The 16100-nt window shown below is 73.2% G+C and carries 21 protein-coding genes; 11 read left to right on the top strand and 10 right to left on the bottom strand.

Going from position 1 to position 16100, the window contains the following annotated elements:
* Positions 1-91: 91 nt before the first annotated feature.
* From ACYVK7_RS03430 to ACYVK7_RS03420, 3 genes are all read left to right on the top strand, one after another.
* Complete coding sequence (locus ACYVK7_RS03430) at positions 92-907, top strand: C40 family peptidase (protein WP_460886270.1); 816 nt, start codon at positions 92-94, stop codon at positions 905-907.
* Between the two features lie 59 nt (positions 908-966).
* On the top strand, positions 967-1128 hold the full coding sequence (locus ACYVK7_RS03425) for a hypothetical protein (RefSeq protein WP_460886269.1): 162 nt from the start codon (positions 967-969) through the stop codon (positions 1126-1128).
* Positions 1129-1257: 129 nt separating this feature from the next.
* Entirely contained in the window at positions 1258-2001 is a 744-nt protein-coding gene (locus tag ACYVK7_RS03420; protein WP_460886268.1) for a dienelactone hydrolase family protein, read from the top strand.
* 74 nt (positions 2002-2075) lie between these two features.
* Here ACYVK7_RS03420 and ACYVK7_RS03415 read toward each other — a convergent pair whose 3' ends face one another.
* Positions 2076-2777 carry a class F sortase gene (locus ACYVK7_RS03415; protein WP_460886267.1) on the bottom strand — a complete coding sequence of 234 codons (702 nt, stop codon included), beginning with the start codon at positions 2775-2777 and terminating at the stop codon, positions 2076-2078.
* 5 nt (positions 2778-2782) lie between these two features.
* Positions 2783-3541, bottom strand: coding sequence for a CHRD domain-containing protein (locus ACYVK7_RS03410; protein WP_460886266.1), 759 nt, complete (start codon positions 3539-3541; stop codon positions 2783-2785).
* Between the two features lie 246 nt (positions 3542-3787).
* On the opposite strand from ACYVK7_RS03410, the gene ACYVK7_RS03405 reads away from it, so the two are divergent.
* The 4 genes from ACYVK7_RS03405 to ACYVK7_RS03390 all read left to right on the top strand — a co-directional run bounded on the left by ACYVK7_RS03405 (position 3788) and on the right by ACYVK7_RS03390 (position 7060).
* The gene (locus ACYVK7_RS03405) at positions 3788-4438 is read left to right on the top strand and encodes a hypothetical protein (protein ID WP_460886265.1); all 651 of its coding nucleotides are present in this window, start codon (positions 3788-3790) and stop codon (positions 4436-4438) included.
* Between the two features lie 125 nt (positions 4439-4563).
* Complete coding sequence (locus ACYVK7_RS03400) at positions 4564-5223, top strand: copper resistance CopC family protein (RefSeq protein WP_460886264.1); 660 nt, start codon at positions 4564-4566, stop codon at positions 5221-5223.
* Between the two features lie 11 nt (positions 5224-5234).
* Complete coding sequence (locus ACYVK7_RS03395; RefSeq protein ID WP_460886263.1) at positions 5235-5822, top strand: copper chaperone PCu(A)C; 588 nt, start codon at positions 5235-5237, stop codon at positions 5820-5822.
* Positions 5822-7060 carry a Dyp-type peroxidase gene (locus ACYVK7_RS03390; RefSeq protein WP_460886262.1) on the top strand — a complete coding sequence of 413 codons (1239 nt, stop codon included), beginning with the start codon at positions 5822-5824 and terminating at the stop codon, positions 7058-7060. The genes ACYVK7_RS03395 and ACYVK7_RS03390 overlap by 1 nt, the downstream gene beginning before the upstream one ends.
* Here ACYVK7_RS03390 and ACYVK7_RS03385 read toward each other — a convergent pair.
* Positions 7053-7694, bottom strand: coding sequence for a TetR/AcrR family transcriptional regulator (locus ACYVK7_RS03385; RefSeq protein ID WP_460886261.1), 642 nt, complete (start codon positions 7692-7694; stop codon positions 7053-7055). The two genes, ACYVK7_RS03390 and ACYVK7_RS03385, sit on opposite strands and share 8 nt — an antisense overlap.
* Before the next feature lie 111 nt (positions 7695-7805).
* Here ACYVK7_RS03385 and ACYVK7_RS03380 point away from each other — a divergent pair, with 111 nt between their 5' ends.
* Positions 7806-8885, top strand: coding sequence for a saccharopine dehydrogenase family protein (locus ACYVK7_RS03380; protein ID WP_460886260.1), 1080 nt, complete (start codon positions 7806-7808; stop codon positions 8883-8885).
* A 9-nt stretch (positions 8886-8894) separates the two neighbouring features.
* Here ACYVK7_RS03380 and ACYVK7_RS03375 read toward each other — a convergent pair whose 3' ends face one another.
* The 5 genes from ACYVK7_RS03375 to ACYVK7_RS03355 form a co-directional block, all read right to left on the bottom strand.
* Positions 8895-9596 (bottom strand): haloacid dehalogenase type II, encoded by a 702-nt coding sequence (locus tag ACYVK7_RS03375; RefSeq protein ID WP_460886259.1) that lies wholly within the window; start codon positions 9594-9596, stop codon positions 8895-8897.
* Positions 9597-9632: 36 nt separating this feature from the next.
* The gene (locus ACYVK7_RS03370; protein ID WP_460886258.1) at positions 9633-10208 is read right to left on the bottom strand and encodes a TetR/AcrR family transcriptional regulator; all 576 of its coding nucleotides are present in this window, start codon (positions 10206-10208) and stop codon (positions 9633-9635) included.
* Complete coding sequence (locus tag ACYVK7_RS03365; RefSeq protein ID WP_460886313.1) at positions 10205-10927, bottom strand: DsbA family oxidoreductase; 723 nt, start codon at positions 10925-10927, stop codon at positions 10205-10207. The genes ACYVK7_RS03370 and ACYVK7_RS03365 overlap by 4 nt, the downstream gene beginning before the upstream one ends.
* Positions 10927-11091 (bottom strand): hypothetical protein, encoded by a 165-nt coding sequence (locus ACYVK7_RS03360; protein ID WP_460886257.1) that lies wholly within the window; start codon positions 11089-11091, stop codon positions 10927-10929. Before ACYVK7_RS03360 ends, ACYVK7_RS03365 begins: the two co-directional genes overlap by 1 nt.
* 119 nt (positions 11092-11210) lie before the next feature.
* Positions 11211-11621, bottom strand: a complete 411-nt coding sequence (locus tag ACYVK7_RS03355; protein WP_460886256.1) for a RidA family protein — start codon at positions 11619-11621, stop codon at positions 11211-11213.
* 81 nt (positions 11622-11702) lie between these two features.
* On the opposite strand from ACYVK7_RS03355, the gene ACYVK7_RS03350 reads away from it, so the two are divergent.
* Positions 11703-12074, top strand: a complete 372-nt coding sequence (locus tag ACYVK7_RS03350) for a winged helix-turn-helix transcriptional regulator (RefSeq protein WP_460886255.1) — start codon at positions 11703-11705, stop codon at positions 12072-12074.
* A 62-nt stretch (positions 12075-12136) separates the two neighbouring features.
* Here ACYVK7_RS03350 and ACYVK7_RS03345 read toward each other — a convergent pair whose 3' ends face one another.
* The gene (locus ACYVK7_RS03345) at positions 12137-13027 is read right to left on the bottom strand and encodes a LysR family transcriptional regulator (RefSeq protein ID WP_460886254.1); all 891 of its coding nucleotides are present in this window, start codon (positions 13025-13027) and stop codon (positions 12137-12139) included.
* A gap of 86 nt (positions 13028-13113) precedes the next feature.
* Here ACYVK7_RS03345 and ACYVK7_RS03340 point away from each other — a divergent pair, with 86 nt between their 5' ends.
* Complete coding sequence (locus ACYVK7_RS03340) at positions 13114-14292, top strand: TDT family transporter (RefSeq protein WP_460886253.1); 1179 nt, start codon at positions 13114-13116, stop codon at positions 14290-14292.
* On the opposite strand, the gene ACYVK7_RS03335 is transcribed toward ACYVK7_RS03340, so the two are convergent.
* Entirely contained in the window at positions 14273-15370 is a 1098-nt protein-coding gene (locus tag ACYVK7_RS03335; protein WP_460886252.1) for a phosphotransferase family protein, read from the bottom strand. The genes ACYVK7_RS03340 and ACYVK7_RS03335 overlap by 20 nt on opposite strands.
* A 163-nt stretch (positions 15371-15533) precedes the next feature.
* Between ACYVK7_RS03335 and ACYVK7_RS03330 the strand changes: the two genes are divergently transcribed.
* A complete protein-coding gene (locus ACYVK7_RS03330) occupies positions 15534-16040 on the top strand; it encodes a pyridoxamine 5'-phosphate oxidase family protein (RefSeq protein ID WP_460886251.1) in 507 nt (168 codons plus the stop codon).
* Positions 16041-16100: the final 60 nt, after the last annotated feature.

Here is a 16100-nt window from a genome sequence, read left to right as displayed (position 1 = left end):
GCCGACACAGCCCAGAGGTGTCGGCCGGTTCAGCGCGCCCCGAGAGCGGTGCGCATGCGGTTCTACTCCCATCCGAAAGGTCCCAGATCACATGGAGCCCAGCTTCACCCTGACCCCGGCCGTGCGTGGTCGCGGTCGTCATCGAGCGGCACACCGCCCCGTCCTGGCCGGCGTCGCCCAGGCCGTCACCGAGCAGGCCACCGCCTTCGCGGGGCGCACAGCCGTGGTCGCCGCGGCCGGTTCCGGCGTGCTGCTGTCCCTGGTCGCCGCCCCGGCTCACGCGGCCCAGGCACCCGCGTCGACCAACACCTCGCTGGCCGGTAGCCCGGTCAACGGCATGCTCGACGCGAGCGAGCTGAACGCCCTCACCGACCAGGCCCGCCAGGCGGTCGCCGCGGCCCCCGTGGTCACCGTCGCCCCCGACGCCGAGCTGCGCGTCGAGACGGCCGCCGTCTCGGTCGTCTCGGCCGAGGAGAACGAGGAGTACCAGGCGCAGCTGGCCGCAGAGGCGGAGGCAGAGGCCGCTGCCGAGGCTGCCGAGGCCGCCGCGGCCGTGGAGATCCCCGCCTCGGCCGCGGGCTCCGCCGTCGTGTCCATCGGCATGCGGTACCTGGGTGTGCCGTACCTGTGGGGCGGGTCCACCCCGTCCGGGTTCGACTGCTCCGGGTTCACCTCGTACGTGTTCGCGCAGGTCGGCATCGACCTGCCGCGCACCTCCTCGGAGCAGCGGTACGCGGGGACCGAGGTGCCCTGGTCCCAGGCGCAGGCCGGTGACCTGCTCTGGTCGCCGGGCCACATCTCGATCTATGCCGGTGACGGCATGCAGATCGAGGCGCCGGTCCCGGGCAAGTCCGTCCGGTACACCGAGGTCTGGCAGTCCAACCCGGTCGTCCTGCGCGTCGGCTGACCTCCTGGCGTGAGGGGCGGGTCGACGCCCGCCCCTCACGCCCGACCGAAAGGCCGGACATGACACGATCCGTTGCCATGGCCGTGGTGCTCGCGCTCGCCGTCGCTCTGGTGGTGGCAGCGCTCCTGATCCCGCGGCTGGCCGCCGAGGACCTGCTGCGTGACGACGACGGTGGCGCCGACCGCGCCGGAGGGGCCGCGGTCGCGGGGGCGCACGCGTGATAATTTCGGGGTCCGCCGTGCAGCACCGCGTACCGAGGAGGTGAGACCGATCAACACACAGACAGGTCGGAGCTCCCTCCTTCGCATGGCCTAGGGAGCGCCCGCAGAAGGCCTCCGAAAGGCATCGCCATGCGTTCCACCCCCAAGACACCGTCCGCCGGCGTGCGCGAACAGAGCTTCCAGGTCGGTGACGTCCCCTGTGTGCTCTGGACGCCGCAGGACGCGACCGGACCCCGCCCCGTGATCCTGCTGGGTCACGGCGGCGGCCAGCACAAGAAGGCTCCGGGCGTCGAGTTCCGGGCCCACCGCTTCGTCACGGAGCTCGGCTTCGCCGCCGTCGCCGCCGACGTACCCAACCACGGCGACCGGACCGACGAGCGGTACGACCGCTTGGCCGCGGAGAGCCAGGCCCGCCTGGCGGCCGGCGAGGACCTCTCGTTCGTGATCGCCGGTTTCCAGGAGGTGGCGGCGCGCCAGACCGTGCCCGAGTGGCGCGCGGTGCTCGACGCCGTCCAGGACCTCGACCACGTCGGCACCGGCCCGGTGGGGTACTGGGGCATCTCGCTGGGTTGCGGGCTCGGGGTGCCGTTCGTCGCGGCGGAACCACGCGTCACGGCCGCCGTGCTGGGTCTCGGGGGAGCGTTCGGGCCCGTGGCCGAGCTCGCGCGGCGGATCACCGTGCCGGTGGAGTTCCTCGTCCAGTGGGACGACGAGCGGGTACCGCGCGACCGGTCGATCGCCCTGTTCGAGGCGCTGGGTTCCGCGGAGAAGACCCTGCACGCCAACCCGGGGACGCACATGGACCAGCTCCCGCTCCACGAGCTGGACAGCACCACCCGGTTCTTCGGGCGGCACCTGGGCCAGCCGGGCTGAGGCGGCACCGGTGGGCGGTGCCGGGTGCCATGGCCCAGTCCATGACACCCGGCACCGGGCCGGTATCGCGCCGCTCAGCCCGTGACGAGCTCGGCGAACACGATCACGTTGTCGAGGTGCCGCCCCGCCTCCTCGTCGAACGTGCCGCCGCACGTGATGACCCGCAGCTCCGGGCCGTCGGTCGCGCCGTACACGTCGATGCGCGGGAAGTCGTCCTTCGGGCTGCTCCTGACCTCCGTCACCTCGAAGGTCGCGGTGGAGCCGTCGGCCCGGTCGACCTCGATCAGGTCGCCCGCGCGGGTGTCTCCGAGCTCGAAGAAGACCGAGGGCGCGTAGCCGGCACCGGTGACGTGCCCCTCCAGGACGGCAGGGCCCACCTCACCGGGCGTGGGCGACCCGTCGTACCACGCGACCTCGTCGTAGCGCTCCCCGGAGGGAACCTGGAGCTTGCCCTCCGCGTCGAGGCCGAGTCCGTGGACCGGCGAATCGACGCCGATGCCCGGGATGCGCACGGCGACGGGCGGCGAGGCGGGCAGCGGTCGCACGGCGGGCGGTGAGGGTGCGGCCGGCGCGGACACCGGCGGCGCCGGTGTGGCCCGAGCCGACGAGGACGGCCGGGCGGCCGGGTCCGAGGCCGCGCTCGACGGTGGCGCCGGAGGCGGCCCCACCTGGTGGGTGGCGGCCCAGGTGACCGCGCCACCACCGATCACGATCAGGGCGGCGCACGCCGCCACCACGAGGTGGCGGCGGCGTGCGCGGTGTGGCCCGGATGCCATGGGCGTCAGACCGTGGCGCGGCGGCGGGCGGCGACGAGGCCGACTCCGCCGAGGCCCAGCGCCAGCGCGCCGAGGGCGAACGCGGCCGGGTACTCGATGCCCGACGTGCCGGTCCCACCGGTCTCGACACCGCCGTGCGGCATGCTCATCTGTGCGGCGTCGAGCTCACCGCAGGCGGCCGGGTCGGTCGCCTCGGACGGCAGCTTCGGGTCGAGGTCCGACGTGGTGTCGCCGTCGTACGTGCCGGAGCCGTCGTGGTCGACGCCGTGGACGACGACGACGCCGTCACCGTCGGCGATCTGCTGGGCCATCTCCTCGGAGACCTCGATGGTCCGCGAGTAGGAGTAGCCGGCCTCGGCGGGGAAGTCGTCGACGTCGAGCCCGTGCTCGGCGCCGGTCATGCCGGGCTCCTTGGTCAGCGACACCGCGACGGCGCCGTACTGGTCGGCTGCGTCGCTGACCTGCAGGGCGCCCTCGAAGCCGTTGCCCTCCTGGTCGTTCGACGGGCACACGTTCTGTCCGCCGATGTGGATGTGCTGGGCGTGCGGCGCGCCGTCGAGCAGACCCTGCATCTCGAGGCTGATCTCCACGTGGGTGCCGTCGACCTTGGCCCACGCGGTGCCCGAGGCGCCGGAGTCGTTGAGCTGGCCGAGCTCGGCGGTGAGCTCACCGCCGTGGTCGTCGGCGCTGGCAGGCCCGGCTGCCAGGGGCAGGCCGACGAGGGCCACCCCGGCGGCGATCGCTGCGAGTCGTGTCTGACGCATGAGGAATCCTCCTGTGTACCGGCGACGCGGTGCCGCCATGTGTTGGGCATCGGGGGTTCGGAGCCGTGGCCGGTCCGGATGGGTCCGGCGGGCAGAAATGTGACGAACCTGTCTCAGGCCTGATCAGCGAGGGTGCCGCAGGGTGTGGTTCTGGCCGGGACGGCGGCGCTAGGCTGCTTCTCGACTCGAGCCCGGGCCGGCCCCTGACCCGACGAGCAGGGCCCACGCGACAGGGAGAGCAACCGGATGGACACCCGCGGCGATCACGCGACACGCACGCGTGTCCTGCGTGGTGGTCTCGCGGGGCTGTCCGCGACGTTCGTCGCCCTGGCCTCGCACCTCGCCGGTGGTGGGCAGCTGCCCGGCCCGCTGGGGATCCTCGTCCCGCTGGCGCTCTCGCTGCCGGTCTGCATGGCCTGGACCGGGCGGCGGCTCTCGTTGCCGGGTCTGTCGGCCTCGGTCGTGGCGAGCCAGCTGTTCTTCCACGTGCTGTTCGTGCTGGGCACGCCGACGACCGCCGCCGCGCCCTCGTCAGCCGCGAACCCCCATGCCGGGCACGAGATGATGCACGTGGCGACGGCGCCCGCGGTCCAGCAGGCCGGACACGCGTCCGGCACGGCGCACGCCGACGCCTTGATGTGGGTCTGGCACGCCCTGGCAGCGGTGGTCACCATCACCGTGCTGTACCGCGGCGAGCTGATGCTGCTGCGCCTGCGGGAGCTCGCCGAGCGCATGGCCACGTGGCTGCTGCGCGGGTGGGCGGTGCTGGAGGGCGCGGTCTCCCTCGTCGCTCCCCGGCTCCCGCGGGTGCTCGCCGCGACCTTCCGCCCGCTCCACCCTGGTACCCCGCTCACCCCCCTGTCCCGGAGGGGACCTCCCGCACCGCACGCGGTCTGAGCCCCGCGTCACCGGCACGTCACGTGCCGGTGCGCCGTTCCGTGCTCGCCCGCGAGGCGAGCGGGACCCGTGTGTCCCCTGTGCGCGCTGACGCCGTTCGCGGCGTCGGAGGAGAGGTCTTCGTCATGCCCCGATCCCGTCCGTTCCTGACCGGACTGGTGGTGGCCGTCGTCGCGATGCTCGCGACGGCGACCCCCGCCACCGCCCACGACAAGCTGGTGTCCAGCGATCCATCGCCTGACCAGGTGCTGCAGGAGGCGCCGTCCACGGTGGAGCTGACGTTCTCCGCCGAGGTCCTGGACATGGGCGCCGCCGTCGTGGTGGCGGACGCCGACGGCACCGACCGGGTGTCCGGACCGCCGGTGATCGACGGGCCGACGGTGACGGCGGCTCTCGACCCGGGCATGCCCGACTCCGGCTACGAGATCCGCTGGCGGGTCGTCTCGTCCGACGGGCATCCCATCTCGGGAGTCGTGCCGTTCACCGTAGGTTCCGGTGAGGCGGCGGACGACGGCGCGAAGGAAGCGGGCTCCGACGGTGCCGCGGCCGATGCCGCGGCGCCGGAGGCGACCGGCTCGCCGGACACCGGCAGCAGCACGCAGGGCAGCACGCGGACTCAGACCGCACAGGAGGACGAGGGGCCGCTCCGGGCCGTCCTCGTCGGTGCGGGTGGCGCCGCCGTCGCGGTGGCGCTGCTCGTGCTCGTCCAGCTTCTTCGCCGCCGCGGATCCGCGAGCGGCGCCGGTTCGAGCGGGGCAGACCCGCACGAGCCGGACGACCAGTGAAAGGCACTCCTATGTCTGCTTGGCTGACCAACGCACGCCGCACGACCACCACCGGCCTCGGCCTGCTGCTCACCGCAGCGTCGCTCACCCTGACGGGGTGCGCTGCCGAGGGCGCCTCGGCCGACGCCGCCGACACGGCCACCGACCAGGGCGTGGCCCTCTCCGACGGCTGGGTGAAGGCCGCCGACTCCGGCATGTCCGCGGCGTTCGGCGAGCTCACGAACTCCGGCTCCGACGACGTCACCGTCGTCTCGGCCACCACCGAGGCCTCGTCGATGATCGAGCTCCACGAGACCGTCGCGAACGAGTCCGGCGAGATGATCATGCGGGAGATCGAGGGCGGGTTCGTCATCCCCGCCGGTGAGACGCTCAGCCTCGAGCCGGGCGGCAGCCACATCATGCTGATGGACCTGGGCGACCCGCTGGAGGCGGGCGAGGAGGTCACGTTCACGCTCACCTTCGAGGACGACTCGACCTACGAGTTCACGGCGCCCGTGAAGGACTACTCCGGGGCGAACGAGAACTACGAGGGTGGCGAGCCCGAGATGGACACGGGCTCGCACGGCACGGGCTCCGGCAGCACCGGCACGGACGGCTGATGCCCGCGCCCGAACAGGGCGCGGGGTCCGGCCGTCGCGGCACGTCCGGGCCGACCCGGCGACAGCTCCTCCTCGGAGGAGCCGTCGCCGGCGTCGGCGCGGCCGCCGCCATCGGTGCCGACCACGCCCTGAGCCCTACCGCCTCGTCGGCAGCCGAGGCGTCAGCACCCCTGCACGGTCCGGAGACCGTGCCCTTCCACGGCGCGCACCAGGCAGGTATCGGCACAGACGCGCAGGCCAACGGCCTGTTCGTAGCACTCGACCTGCTCGACGGGACCGACCGCGCCGACCTGGTGCGGATGATGCGCATCCTCACCGACGACGCGGCCCGCCTCACGCAGGGCACCCCGGCGCTCGCGGACTCCGAACCGGAGCTGGCCCTGTCACCGGCCCGGCTGACGGTCACGTTCGGGTTCGGCCCCCGGTTCGTCGCCCGGGCCGAGGGGCGGGCGCCGGCGTGGCTGAAGGCCCTGCCGTCGTTCACGGTCGACCGGCTGCTGCCGCAGTTCAGCGACGGCGACCTGCTGCTCCAGATCGCGGCGGACGACCCGATGACCGTCGCGCACGCGGCGCGCATGCTGCTCAAGGACACCCGCAGCTTCGCGGCGGTGCGCTGGAGCCAGCAGGGCTTCCGGCGCGCGCACGGCACGGTCAGGCCGGGCACCACCATGCGCAACCTCTTCGGTCAGGTGGACGGCACGTCCAACCCGAGCCCTGGTACCGCCGACTTCGACCGGGTCGTGTGGAACGCGGAGGGGTGGCTGGCCGGCGGCACGAGCGCCGTCGTGCGTCGCATCGGCATGGACCTGGACAAGTGGGACCGGCTGGATCGTGGTGGACGTGAGCAGTCCGTGGGCCGGTACCTGTCCCACGGCGCGCCGCTGACCGGCACGGACGAGTTCGACGAACCCGACTTCGAGGCCACCACGCCGATCGGGTTCCCCGTGATCCCCGAGTTCTCGCACCTGCGTCGCGCGCGCAGCGAGAACCCGGACGAGCGGATCTTCCGCCGTGCCTACAACTACGACGAACGGCCCACCGGGGAGGGGGTGTCCAGGTCGGGCTTGATCTTCGTGTCGTTCCAGGCGGACGTGGACGCTCAGTTCGTCCCCATCCAGCGGCGCCTGGACCAGCTCGATCTCCTCAACGAGTGGACCGTCCCCATCGGCTCGGCGGTCTTCGCCATCCCTCCGGGATGCGCGGAGGGCGGGTTCGTCGGCGAGACCCTGCTCACTTGAGCGGGGGCGGCGGGGTCTCCTCCGGTGGAGGGGGCCCCGTAGGGTCCCGGCGCGCGGTCGTGCCGGCGGCGTCGGCCAGCGACTCCCGCAGGGTGTCGACCACAGCGTCCAGCCCGGCCGAGAAGCTCGCGCCGTCGTCCTGGACCCAGCGGCGGAAGGCCAGACCGAGGACCACGGACCCGACCTGTGCCACGAGCGTCGCCGTGCCGGGATCGGTGCCGCGCTGCCGCAGGGCCTCGTCGATCGCCGCGGCGACCGCCGCGGACTTGGTGCGCTCGCGCTCCTGGAGCTCGGCGCTCGTGTCGATCACGGCCCGGCGCCGCACGGAGTGCTCGCGGTCCACCAGCTCGGTGACCTGCGCGCCGACCTGGTGGAGTCCGTCGAGCACCGCGGCGAGCGGCGTGGCCGCCGGGTCGGTGGCTAGTACGGCCTCGCGTACGACGGCGGGGAGCTGTTCCGCGCGGGGGAACAGCACCTCGCGCTTGTCCGAGAAGTAGCGGAAGTACGACCGGCGGGTGAGGCCGGCCCGCTCGGCGATGTCCGCCACGGTCACGTCGTCGTAGCCGCGCTCGAGATAGAGGTCGAGCGCGGCATCGATCAGGCGCTCCTGCGCTCCCGGGTCCCATCTCGCCATGCCCCGGATCCTAACTGATGACACTCAGTGCCGTCAGTGCTAGCCTGAGTGATGACACAGAGTGTCATCAAACGTGCCCGGCACCGGCCGGGCCTGAGAACGGGAGATCTCATGGAAGCAAGCACTCGGTCCGGCGAGGTGTGGGTCCTCGGCGCGACAGGACGCACCGGGCGGGCGGTCACCGCACGGCTGATGGAGCTCGGCGTGCGGCCCGTGCTGGTGGGGCGCAGCGCGGAACGGCTCCGCCAGGTCGGCGAGGCCCTCGGCCTGGGTGCGGACGCGAAGGTGGTCGTCGCGGGCACGGTCGAGGCGACAGCGGCCCAGGTCGCCGGGCAGCGGCCCGCCGCGGTGGTCAACACCGTCGGTGACTACGCCAGGACCGCGCTGCCCATCGCGCGCGCCTGCCTGCCGGGAGGGCACTACGTCGACTTCTCCGCCGACCTGGACGCCATGACCCAGCTCGCCGGCCTCCACCAGGACGCGGCGGACGCGGGCAGCGCCCTGGTCACCGGCGCGGGGTTCGGCGTGCTCGGCACCGAGGCCGTCGTGGCGAGGCTCTGCGCGGGTCGTCCCACCCCGAGCCACGTGCGCGTCGACGCGCTCGCGTCCGTCGCCGTCGAGGCAGGCCGGCTGGGGACGGCACTGGCCGCCAGCATGGCCGACGTCGTCGCGACGGGCGGGGGCCGCTACGAGGGGGGCCGGCTCGTGCGCACCCGGCTCGGGGCCGACACGTACCGGCTCACCCTGCCCGACGGCGACACCGTGACGAGCGTCGGCGTACCCACGGGTGAGCTCTACGGCGCGCGGGCCGCCAGCGGCGCGGCGTCCGTGACCGCCACCTCGACCATCTTCCCGGCCGCACCCGTGGTCCGGGCGCTGCTGCCCGTGCTCGGCGCGCTGCTGTCCGTGCCGGTGTTGCGGCGTCTCCTCGTCGACCGGCTCGGCCGGATGACGGTCAAGGCCGCACCGCGACCCCGCGAGCACACCTGGGGCCACGCCGTCGTCACCTGGCCCGACGGCACCGAGCGCGAGGGCTGGCTGCGGGCGGGCGAAGCCATGGACTTCACCGGCGCCGTCGCCGCGGGCGTCGTCGCACGGCTCGTCCGGGGCGAGGGCAAGCCGGGTGTCCACACCCCGGGGGTCCTGTTCGGACCGGAGCTCGCCGTCGAGGCGGGCGGGACCTTCGTCTGACCGCGGGGGTCACTCGCCGAGGTCGAGCAGCTGCGCGTGCAGGTCCAGGAGGTTCGCCGCCCGCAGGTCGAAGGTGTCGCCGGGGCCGGGCGGGTCGCCGTCGGCGCGGGGTACGTACGCCGTCCGCATCCCCGCCGCCGCGGCCGCCCGCAGGTCCCACGCGTGCGCGGCGACCATGAACGGCACACCGGAGGCCGACGGGGCGCTCGACAGCGCCAGCTCGTACACCTCCGGAGCCGGCTTGTAGGTACCCGCGTCCTGCGCCGACAGCACCTGGTGCCACCGCAGCCCGGCGTGCGAGCTCAGCCCGGCGAGGACCTGGCGGCTCGCGTTCGACAGGCCGAGCACCGTGACGTCCGCGGCGAGCAGGTCCAGGCCCGCCACCGTGTCCGGCCACGGCTGCAGCCACTCGGACGTGTCGGCGAGCCGGTCGACGTCGTCGGCGGACAGGAGGCGCTCGCGGGCCAGGAGGTTCAGCGCGTCCAGGTCGAGCTCGTGACTGGGTGCGAACGCCCGGCGCCCCTCGACGACCGCGCGCTCCTGCTCGGCGACGTGCCCCAGCCACCGGCGAGCCACCTGCGCCGCCGCACCGCTGCCGATCCCGGTCCGCGCCGACACGTGCCGTTCCATGCTCCCGGTCTGGTCGACCAGGGTGCCCAGGACGTCGAAGACCACGGCGGGCCGCGTGGTTCCCTCGGTGAAAGGTTCCATGACCTCACCGTAGGGGGACGCGGTGACGGTTTCCGGCTACACGTCGCCGCGCAGGCCCCGGAGCGTGAACTCGAGGCGGCGGCGGTAGCCGTCGCGCGGCTGCTCGGCGCAGGAGCGGGCGATGATGCCGCGCTCCCAGATGAGGAGGTGGACGTCCTCGGCCGTGAGGTCGCCCCGGATCACCCCGGTCGCCTGGGCGTCGCCGAGCAGACGGCGCGCGACCTCGTTGGCGTGCTCGCACAGCGCGGCGACCGGTTCGGAGCCGGGCAGGGTGCGCAGCAGCACGTCGTTGGCGGCCGGCTCGTCGTACTGGAGCAGCCAGATCTGCCGCAGGTAGCTCTCGAACCGTTCGACGGGGTCGTCGATCGCGCTCACCGCCGCGATGATGCCCGTGATGCGCTCGGCGACCAGCTCCTCGACCACCGCGTCGATCAGCCCCTGCCGCCCGCCGAAGCGGTGGTAGATGGTGCCCTTGCTGACGCCGGCCGCGCGTGCGACCTCGTCGAGCGGGCTGTTCAGGCCGTGCGCGCGGAACACGTCGAGGGCAGCCAGGCGGATGCCCTCGACGTTGCGCCGCGCGTCGGCGCGCAGCCGCGGGGACTCTGCCGTCATCGACCGACGCCGGCCGGCGCGCTGCCGGCGGCGGCGGGCGAGCCGACGGTCTCGTTCCAGCTCGTGTCCAGGGCCTGCAGGAACGCTTCGACCGGCTGCGCGCCCGACACGGCGTACTTGCCGGCGAAGACGAAGAAGGGCACGCCCTGGATGCCGTACTGGCGCGCCTGCTCGATGTCCGCCTCGACGGCGTCGGCGAACTCGCCGCTCGCGAGCGCGGCCAGCGCCGCGTCCCGGTCCAGGCCGACGTCGGCGGCGAGGCCTGCCAGCACCTGGTGGTCGGAGACGTCGAGGCCCTCGGTGAAGTACGCCTCGAACAGCCGCTGGACCATCTCGTGCTGCTTGCCCTGCCCAGCCGCGAAGTGGCTGAGCTGGTGCGCGGTGCGGGTGCCGACGGCCTTCGCCTGATCGAGGCGGTAGTCCAGCCCGATCTGCCGGGCGCGCTCGGTGACCTGGTCGTTCATCGCCTGGGCCTGCTCACGCGGGAGGCCGTGCTTGGCCGACAGCAGCTCGGTCGGGCTGACCGGGGCGTCGTCGTCGGACAGCTGCGGCATCAGCAGGAAGCTGTGGTACCTGATCTCGACGCCTGCGGCGTGCGGGAACTTCTCCAGCGCCTGCGCGAGCAGCGTGTCGCCCATGTAGCAGAACGGGCACATCACGTCGCTCCACACGTCGACGACCAGCCGGTCGGCGGTCTGGCCGAACGCCTCGCCGGCCATCAGGAGCACACCCCGTCCAGGTCGCAGACACCGAACGACTCGCCGGTGGGAAGGAGCTCGAACGGTGCGGGGGCGGTCGTGCCGCCGTCGACGGGCTCGGGAGACCTGTCCGCCGGGAGGTCGGCCACCGGGGCCGACTCCGCGATCGCGTTACCTGACGTCATGGTCAAGAACCCTAGGTCGATCTTGACCCACCCGTCAAGATACTGGGTCGTGAGGTGCGCGGGCGCGGTCGTCGCGGTGGGCACAGGCCGGCGCTCGGGACGACGGCGCCCGCCACACGTCAGTCGAGGATCGCGTAGGCCTCGAGCTCGACCAGCACGTCTGGCTCGAACAGGTAGTCGACGCCGATGGCGGAGAGCGGCGGCAGCGGCTGCGGCAGCGCCAGCTCCTCGGTCACGCTCTCGATGCCCGCCATGAAGTCGTCGATCTTCTCGGGGCTCCAGTGGGTGACGAAGAAGCGGAGGCGCACCACGTCGGCGAAGGTCGCGCCGGCCCCCGCGAGCCCGCGGGCCGTGTTGCGCAGCACCTGCGCCACCTGGCCGGCGAGATCGTCCGTCGCGAGGTGGTTCGCCTCGGAGTCGCGGGAGATCTGGCCCGCCACGTGCACGTGGCGGCTGCCCGTGCCGATCGAGACATGGTGGTACGGGACGGGCTGGAACATGCCGTCGGGGGTGAGCAGCTGCACGGTCATGGGAGGTCCTCTCGCCGGTGGAATAGCAGGTATCCCATGTGTACTTGGTAGCCGGAGGGAACTTCAACGAGACTAGGTTTCATGCCGGATACCACCGAAGCCGCCGAACGCATCCAGATCTCCGGGCACCACCGGGAACTTCTGGACCAGGTCCTCGACAAGTGGTCGCTGCAGGTGCTCGACGAGCTGTGCGAGCGGCCCCTGCGGTTCAACGAGCTGCGCCGGGCGATCCCCGTGGTCACCCAGAAGTCGCTGACCGCGACCCTGCGCAGGCTCGAGCGCAACGGGATGGTCGACCGCGTCGTGGTCAGCTCGCGCCCGGTCGCCGTGGAGTACCGCATCTCCGCGCTCGGCCGGTCCATCCAGGACCTCATCGACGCGCTGTTCCACTGGAGCACGGAGCACATGCCCGACGTCGAGCGGGCGCGGGCGCGGTTCGACGACGAGGTCTGAGCGGGCCGCAGGGCTCCGCGCACCGCCGGGCGCCCCGGCCGCCGGGCTCAGCCGTTCCGGGCTCAGCCGTTCCGGGCCGCGATGGACAGCAGCGACTCCAGCTGCGGCAGCGGCGCGGTGCCCGGCGACCGGATGGCCCGCAGCTCGCGGACGAAGCGCAGCCCCTTGACGGTCACCCGGACCAGCCGCCCCGCCGTGAGGTCGTCCCGCACCGCCAGGATGCTCAGCACCGCGGGGGCCGCACCGGACGCGACAGCCGTGCGGACCGCGGCGGTCGTCGGCAGCTCGGCCAGCGGGGTCGGGATCTCGTGCCCGGCGTCGGCCAGGATCTGTTCCGCGCTGAGCCGGGTGCCGGAGCCCTGCTCGCGGGTGACGAGCGGGGTGCGCGCGAGCTCGGCGGTGCTCACGGCGCGGCGACGGGCCCACGGGTGCTGCGGTGCGACCACGACGACCAGCTCGTCCCTGGCGACCGTGGTGGTGAGCAGGCCCGGGATCTCCGTCGGGGTCTCGACGAAGCCGAGCTGGTGGCTGCGGTCGGTCACCAGCTCGATGGCGTGCTTGCTGTTCGTGGCGGTCACGGAGACGGCGGTCTCGGCGTGGTCCCGCTCCCGGAGCGTCATGAGCCAGCGGGGGAGCAGGTACTCGGCGACGGTGAGGCTCGCGGCGATGAGCAGGGGCTTGGCGTGCCCGGCAGTGCGGAGCGCGGCGACGCCGGCGTCGAAGCGGTCGGCGGCCTCCACCGCCTCGGCGGCCCACTGCGCCGCCATCGTCCCGTCGAGCGTGAGCGAGCTGCCGCGGGGGCCGCGGACCAGGAGCGCGACCCCGAGCTGCCGCTCGAGCCGGCGCATCCGGGTGGAGGCGGCCTGCTGGGTGATGCCGAGCGTCCTGCTGGCGGCGGTGATCGACCCGGCCTCCGCTATCGCCGAGAGAAGCCGGAGCGTCGGCAGGTCCACACCGCTCCCAGCTACAACGTGAGGTTGTGGTTCCACAATGAGATGGAGGATACCGGGCGGGCCGGGCCGTAGGGAGACTGAGGCGTATGGCCCGCTTCAGCATCGCCCACGTGACCCCGAACTGGTTCGCCTCCGTCATGGGTACGGGCATCGTCGCCACCTCCGCGGTGACGCTGCCGGTGCAGCTTCCCGGCCTGCGCCAGGTGGCGCTCGGCGTCTGGCTGCTCGCGTCGGCGATGCTCGTCTTCTTCCTGACGGCCACGGCGCTGCACTGGCTGCGGCACCCCGCGGCCGCACGCGCCCACCACGCCGACCCCGTGATGGCGCACTTCTACGGTGCGCCGCCCATGGCTCTGCTCACCGTGGGGGCAGGGACGCTCCTGGTCGGGCGCGACGTCGTGGGGCTGGACGCAGCCCTCGTCATCGACGCGGTGCTCTGGACGGCGGGGACGCTGGGCGGCCTGGTCAGTGCGGTCGCCGTGCCGTACCTCGCCTTCACCCGCCACGAGAACCCGGCCGACGCCGCGTTCGCCGGATGGCTCATGCCGGTCGTCCCACCCATGGTGTCAGCGGCCACCGGCGCGCTCCTGCTGCCGTACCTCCCGGCGGGCGAGGCACGCGAGACGATGCTCCTGGCGTGCTACGCGATGTTCGGGCTGAGCCTGATCGCGTCGCTGGTGATCCTGCCCCAGCTCTGGAGCCGGCTCATGCACCACCAGGTGGGCGCGAGCAGGATGGTCCCCACCCTGTGGATAGCCCTCGGCCCGCTCGGCCAGTCGGTCACCGCCGTGAGCCTGCTGGCCGCCAACGCCGGTGGCACGTTCGGGCAGGGCTTCGACAGCGGGCTCATGTACTTCGCCATCGTCTTCGGGGTCGCGGTGCTGGGCTTCGCCCTGCTGTGGGCGGCGGTCGCCGCGGCGATCACGCTGCGTGCCGCCGTCCGCGGGTTGCCGTTCTCGTTGACCTGGTGGTCGTTCACCTTCCCGGTCGGCACCTGCGTCACGGCGGCGGCCGGTCTGGCCGCCCACACGGGGCTGACGGCGCTCGCGGTGCTGTCCGTGCTGTTGTTCGTGGCCCTGGTCGCGGCGTGGGTGACCGTCGCGGTCCGGACCGCCTGGGACACCTTCGGACGGCGGCAGGCCAGGCCCGCTGCCCCGGCGGCGGAGAGCGCGTCGGACAGGGCCGTGATCGGGGGCGCGGTACCGGCGCCGGACTTGCCGGCCAGGGTGCGCACGGAACCACGCGTCATGACCACCGTGGGCTGAGCGGCGCGTCGGCACCGGCCGCCGCGGCCCACGACAGGGCGCGCAGGCAGCCCGACCGGATGTCGTCGAGGTGCGCGGCGAGCCGCGCCGGCGCGTCGCGGTTGAGGCCCTGTCCCACCGCCGTCAGGCCGGGGCCCAGGCGGAGGTGCAGGCCCCAGGTGAGGTGGGCGGTGGCGAAGCCGAGCGCCGCGGCCGGCCGGAGGTCGGTGCCGGCGAGGTCGCTGACGGCCTGCGCGTAGGCCTCCAGCAGGGCCGGCTCGTCGAGCTCGCCGTTGCCGCCGAACGCGCGGTACATCGAGACGAAGGTGCCCAGGTCGAACCCGACCGGTCCGACGCCGACGTGCTCCCAGTCGATGAGGGCGAGGGCGCCGTACGGGTCCAGACCGGCGTTGCGGGGCGTGAGGTCACCGTGCACCAGCGTGCCGGGCAGCTCGGCGGCCCGCGCGCCGAGCTGCTCGGCCGCGTCCAGGCAGGTGTGCAGGGCGTCGACCTGCTCGGACGTGAACAGCGCCCGCAGCCGCGGGTCGTCGGCCAAGGTCTCGAGGTTGTCGTGGCCGGCCGGAACGTGATGGGCATAGGCGGCGTAGCCGGCCAGCTCCAGCCAGGGCGCGTCGAGCAGGCCGGGGCGAACCGCTCCCGGCACGTACAGGAGAGCTGCCCGCCGTGCGGCCGTCATGGCGGAGCCGGGGGTCCAGCTCTGCTGCAGCACGGCGCCGATGTCACGCATGACGAGCCAGGTCAGGTCGTGGTGCCGGAAAACCGTCGCGGCGGGCGGCGTCGTCAGCCCGCTGGGGAGCAGGTCCGAGATGCCGCTGGCATAGAAGTGCGCCTCGCGGCGGTCCAGCAGTCGGTCGCGCGAGTCCAGCAAGGTCTGGCGGCCCCAGCCCAGGATCTTGACGATCCACGGGGAGGCGGGGGAGTGCCGCGGCACGACGCTCGCCCGGAGCACCGCCGCCTGGCCGAGGCCGGTGGACAGGTCCCGCACCGAGAGCACCCGGGCGCCGTGACCCCATGGCCCCGCGTGGGAGGCGAGGGCGGCCTCGATCGTCTCGGCGTCGGGCAGGATGCGCTCGGTCATCTGTACCTCACGGCGACGGTGCTGTGGAGACTCGGACGAGGGACATCCGACCACGACCGGGAGAACAATGAAATTCCGTTCCTGATGCGGATGTCGAGAACTCGGCCCCCGCTCCGTCCCAGGGTCAGGAGCGGCTACGAGAAGCCGCCTCACGACAGGAGTGATGACGATGGAACCGCACGAGGTCACAGAGATCCTTGACCGGCCGCTCAGCCAGGAGCTGCTCGGCCGTGACGTGACACGCCTCGCCTACGTGGCCAAGGACGGCACACCCCGCAACGTACCGATCGCGTTCGTGTGGAACGGGACGCAGATCGTCATGTGCACCACGAAGAACGCACCCAAGCTCCCGGCACTGCGGGAGAACCCGATGGTCGCCCTGACCGTGGACACGGAGGTGCACCCGCCCAAGATCCTGCTCGTCCGCGGCCGCGCGGAGCTGGACCCCGTCGACGGCATACCGGACGAGTACCTCGAGGCGAACACGACCTACGAGATGACGGCCGAGCAGCGGGTCGAGTGGGAGGCGGAGGTGCGTTCGCTCTACACCGACGGCATGGTCCGGATCGTCGTGACGCCGACGTGGGCAAAGCTGATCGACTTCGAGACGACGCTGCCGAGCGCGGTCGACGAGCTGGTGCGGCGGCGCGCGGAGCGGCAGGGGGCCTGAGCGGCGTGCCGTCCGCTGCCCGGTGCGCCCGCCGTCCGGCATAGCCTGGACCCGAACCCA

Source organism: Promicromonospora xylanilytica (genome assembly GCF_054782895.1).
The sequence above is the reverse complement of the archived record's forward strand: the minus strand, read 5'-3'. Positions and strand labels throughout refer to the sequence as shown.

Excerpts from the sequence above, each read along its gene's own strand:
- ACYVK7_RS03430 (WP_460886270.1), top strand. The coding sequence starts at position 92 with ATGGAGCCCAGCTTCACCCTGACCCCGGCCGTGCGTGGTCGCGGTCGT.
- ACYVK7_RS03390 (WP_460886262.1), top strand. The coding sequence starts at position 5,822 with ATGCCCGCGCCCGAACAGGGCGCGGGGTCCGGCCGTCGCGGCACGTCC.
- ACYVK7_RS03405 (WP_460886265.1), top strand. The coding sequence starts at position 3,788 with ATGGACACCCGCGGCGATCACGCGACACGCACGCGTGTCCTGCGTGGT.
- ACYVK7_RS03340 (WP_460886253.1), top strand. The coding sequence starts at position 13,114 with ATGGCCCGCTTCAGCATCGCCCACGTGACCCCGAACTGGTTCGCCTCC.
- ACYVK7_RS03425 (WP_460886269.1), top strand. The coding sequence starts at position 967 with ATGACACGATCCGTTGCCATGGCCGTGGTGCTCGCGCTCGCCGTCGCT.
- ACYVK7_RS03360 (WP_460886257.1), bottom strand. The coding sequence starts at position 11,091 with ATGACGTCAGGTAACGCGATCGCGGAGTCGGCCCCGGTGGCCGACCTC.
- ACYVK7_RS03385 (WP_460886261.1), bottom strand. The coding sequence starts at position 7,694 with ATGGCGAGATGGGACCCGGGAGCGCAGGAGCGCCTGATCGATGCCGCG.
- ACYVK7_RS03410 (WP_460886266.1), bottom strand. The coding sequence starts at position 3,541 with ATGCGTCAGACACGACTCGCAGCGATCGCCGCCGGGGTGGCCCTCGTC.
- ACYVK7_RS03370 (WP_460886258.1), bottom strand. The coding sequence starts at position 10,208 with ATGACGGCAGAGTCCCCGCGGCTGCGCGCCGACGCGCGGCGCAACGTC.
- ACYVK7_RS03400 (WP_460886264.1), top strand. The coding sequence starts at position 4,564 with ATGCCCCGATCCCGTCCGTTCCTGACCGGACTGGTGGTGGCCGTCGTC.
- ACYVK7_RS03365 (WP_460886313.1), bottom strand. The coding sequence starts at position 10,927 with ATGGCCGGCGAGGCGTTCGGCCAGACCGCCGACCGGCTGGTCGTCGAC.
- ACYVK7_RS03350 (WP_460886255.1), top strand. The coding sequence starts at position 11,703 with ATGCCGGATACCACCGAAGCCGCCGAACGCATCCAGATCTCCGGGCAC.
- ACYVK7_RS03420 (WP_460886268.1), top strand. The coding sequence starts at position 1,258 with ATGCGTTCCACCCCCAAGACACCGTCCGCCGGCGTGCGCGAACAGAGC.
- ACYVK7_RS03335 (WP_460886252.1), bottom strand. The coding sequence starts at position 15,370 with ATGACCGAGCGCATCCTGCCCGACGCCGAGACGATCGAGGCCGCCCTC.
- ACYVK7_RS03395 (WP_460886263.1), top strand. The coding sequence starts at position 5,235 with ATGTCTGCTTGGCTGACCAACGCACGCCGCACGACCACCACCGGCCTC.
- ACYVK7_RS03330 (WP_460886251.1), top strand. The coding sequence starts at position 15,534 with ATGACGATGGAACCGCACGAGGTCACAGAGATCCTTGACCGGCCGCTC.
- ACYVK7_RS03380 (WP_460886260.1), top strand. The coding sequence starts at position 7,806 with ATGGAAGCAAGCACTCGGTCCGGCGAGGTGTGGGTCCTCGGCGCGACA.
- ACYVK7_RS03355 (WP_460886256.1), bottom strand. The coding sequence starts at position 11,621 with ATGACCGTGCAGCTGCTCACCCCCGACGGCATGTTCCAGCCCGTCCCG.
- ACYVK7_RS03375 (WP_460886259.1), bottom strand. The coding sequence starts at position 9,596 with ATGGAACCTTTCACCGAGGGAACCACGCGGCCCGCCGTGGTCTTCGAC.
- ACYVK7_RS03415 (WP_460886267.1), bottom strand. The coding sequence starts at position 2,777 with ATGGCATCCGGGCCACACCGCGCACGCCGCCGCCACCTCGTGGTGGCG.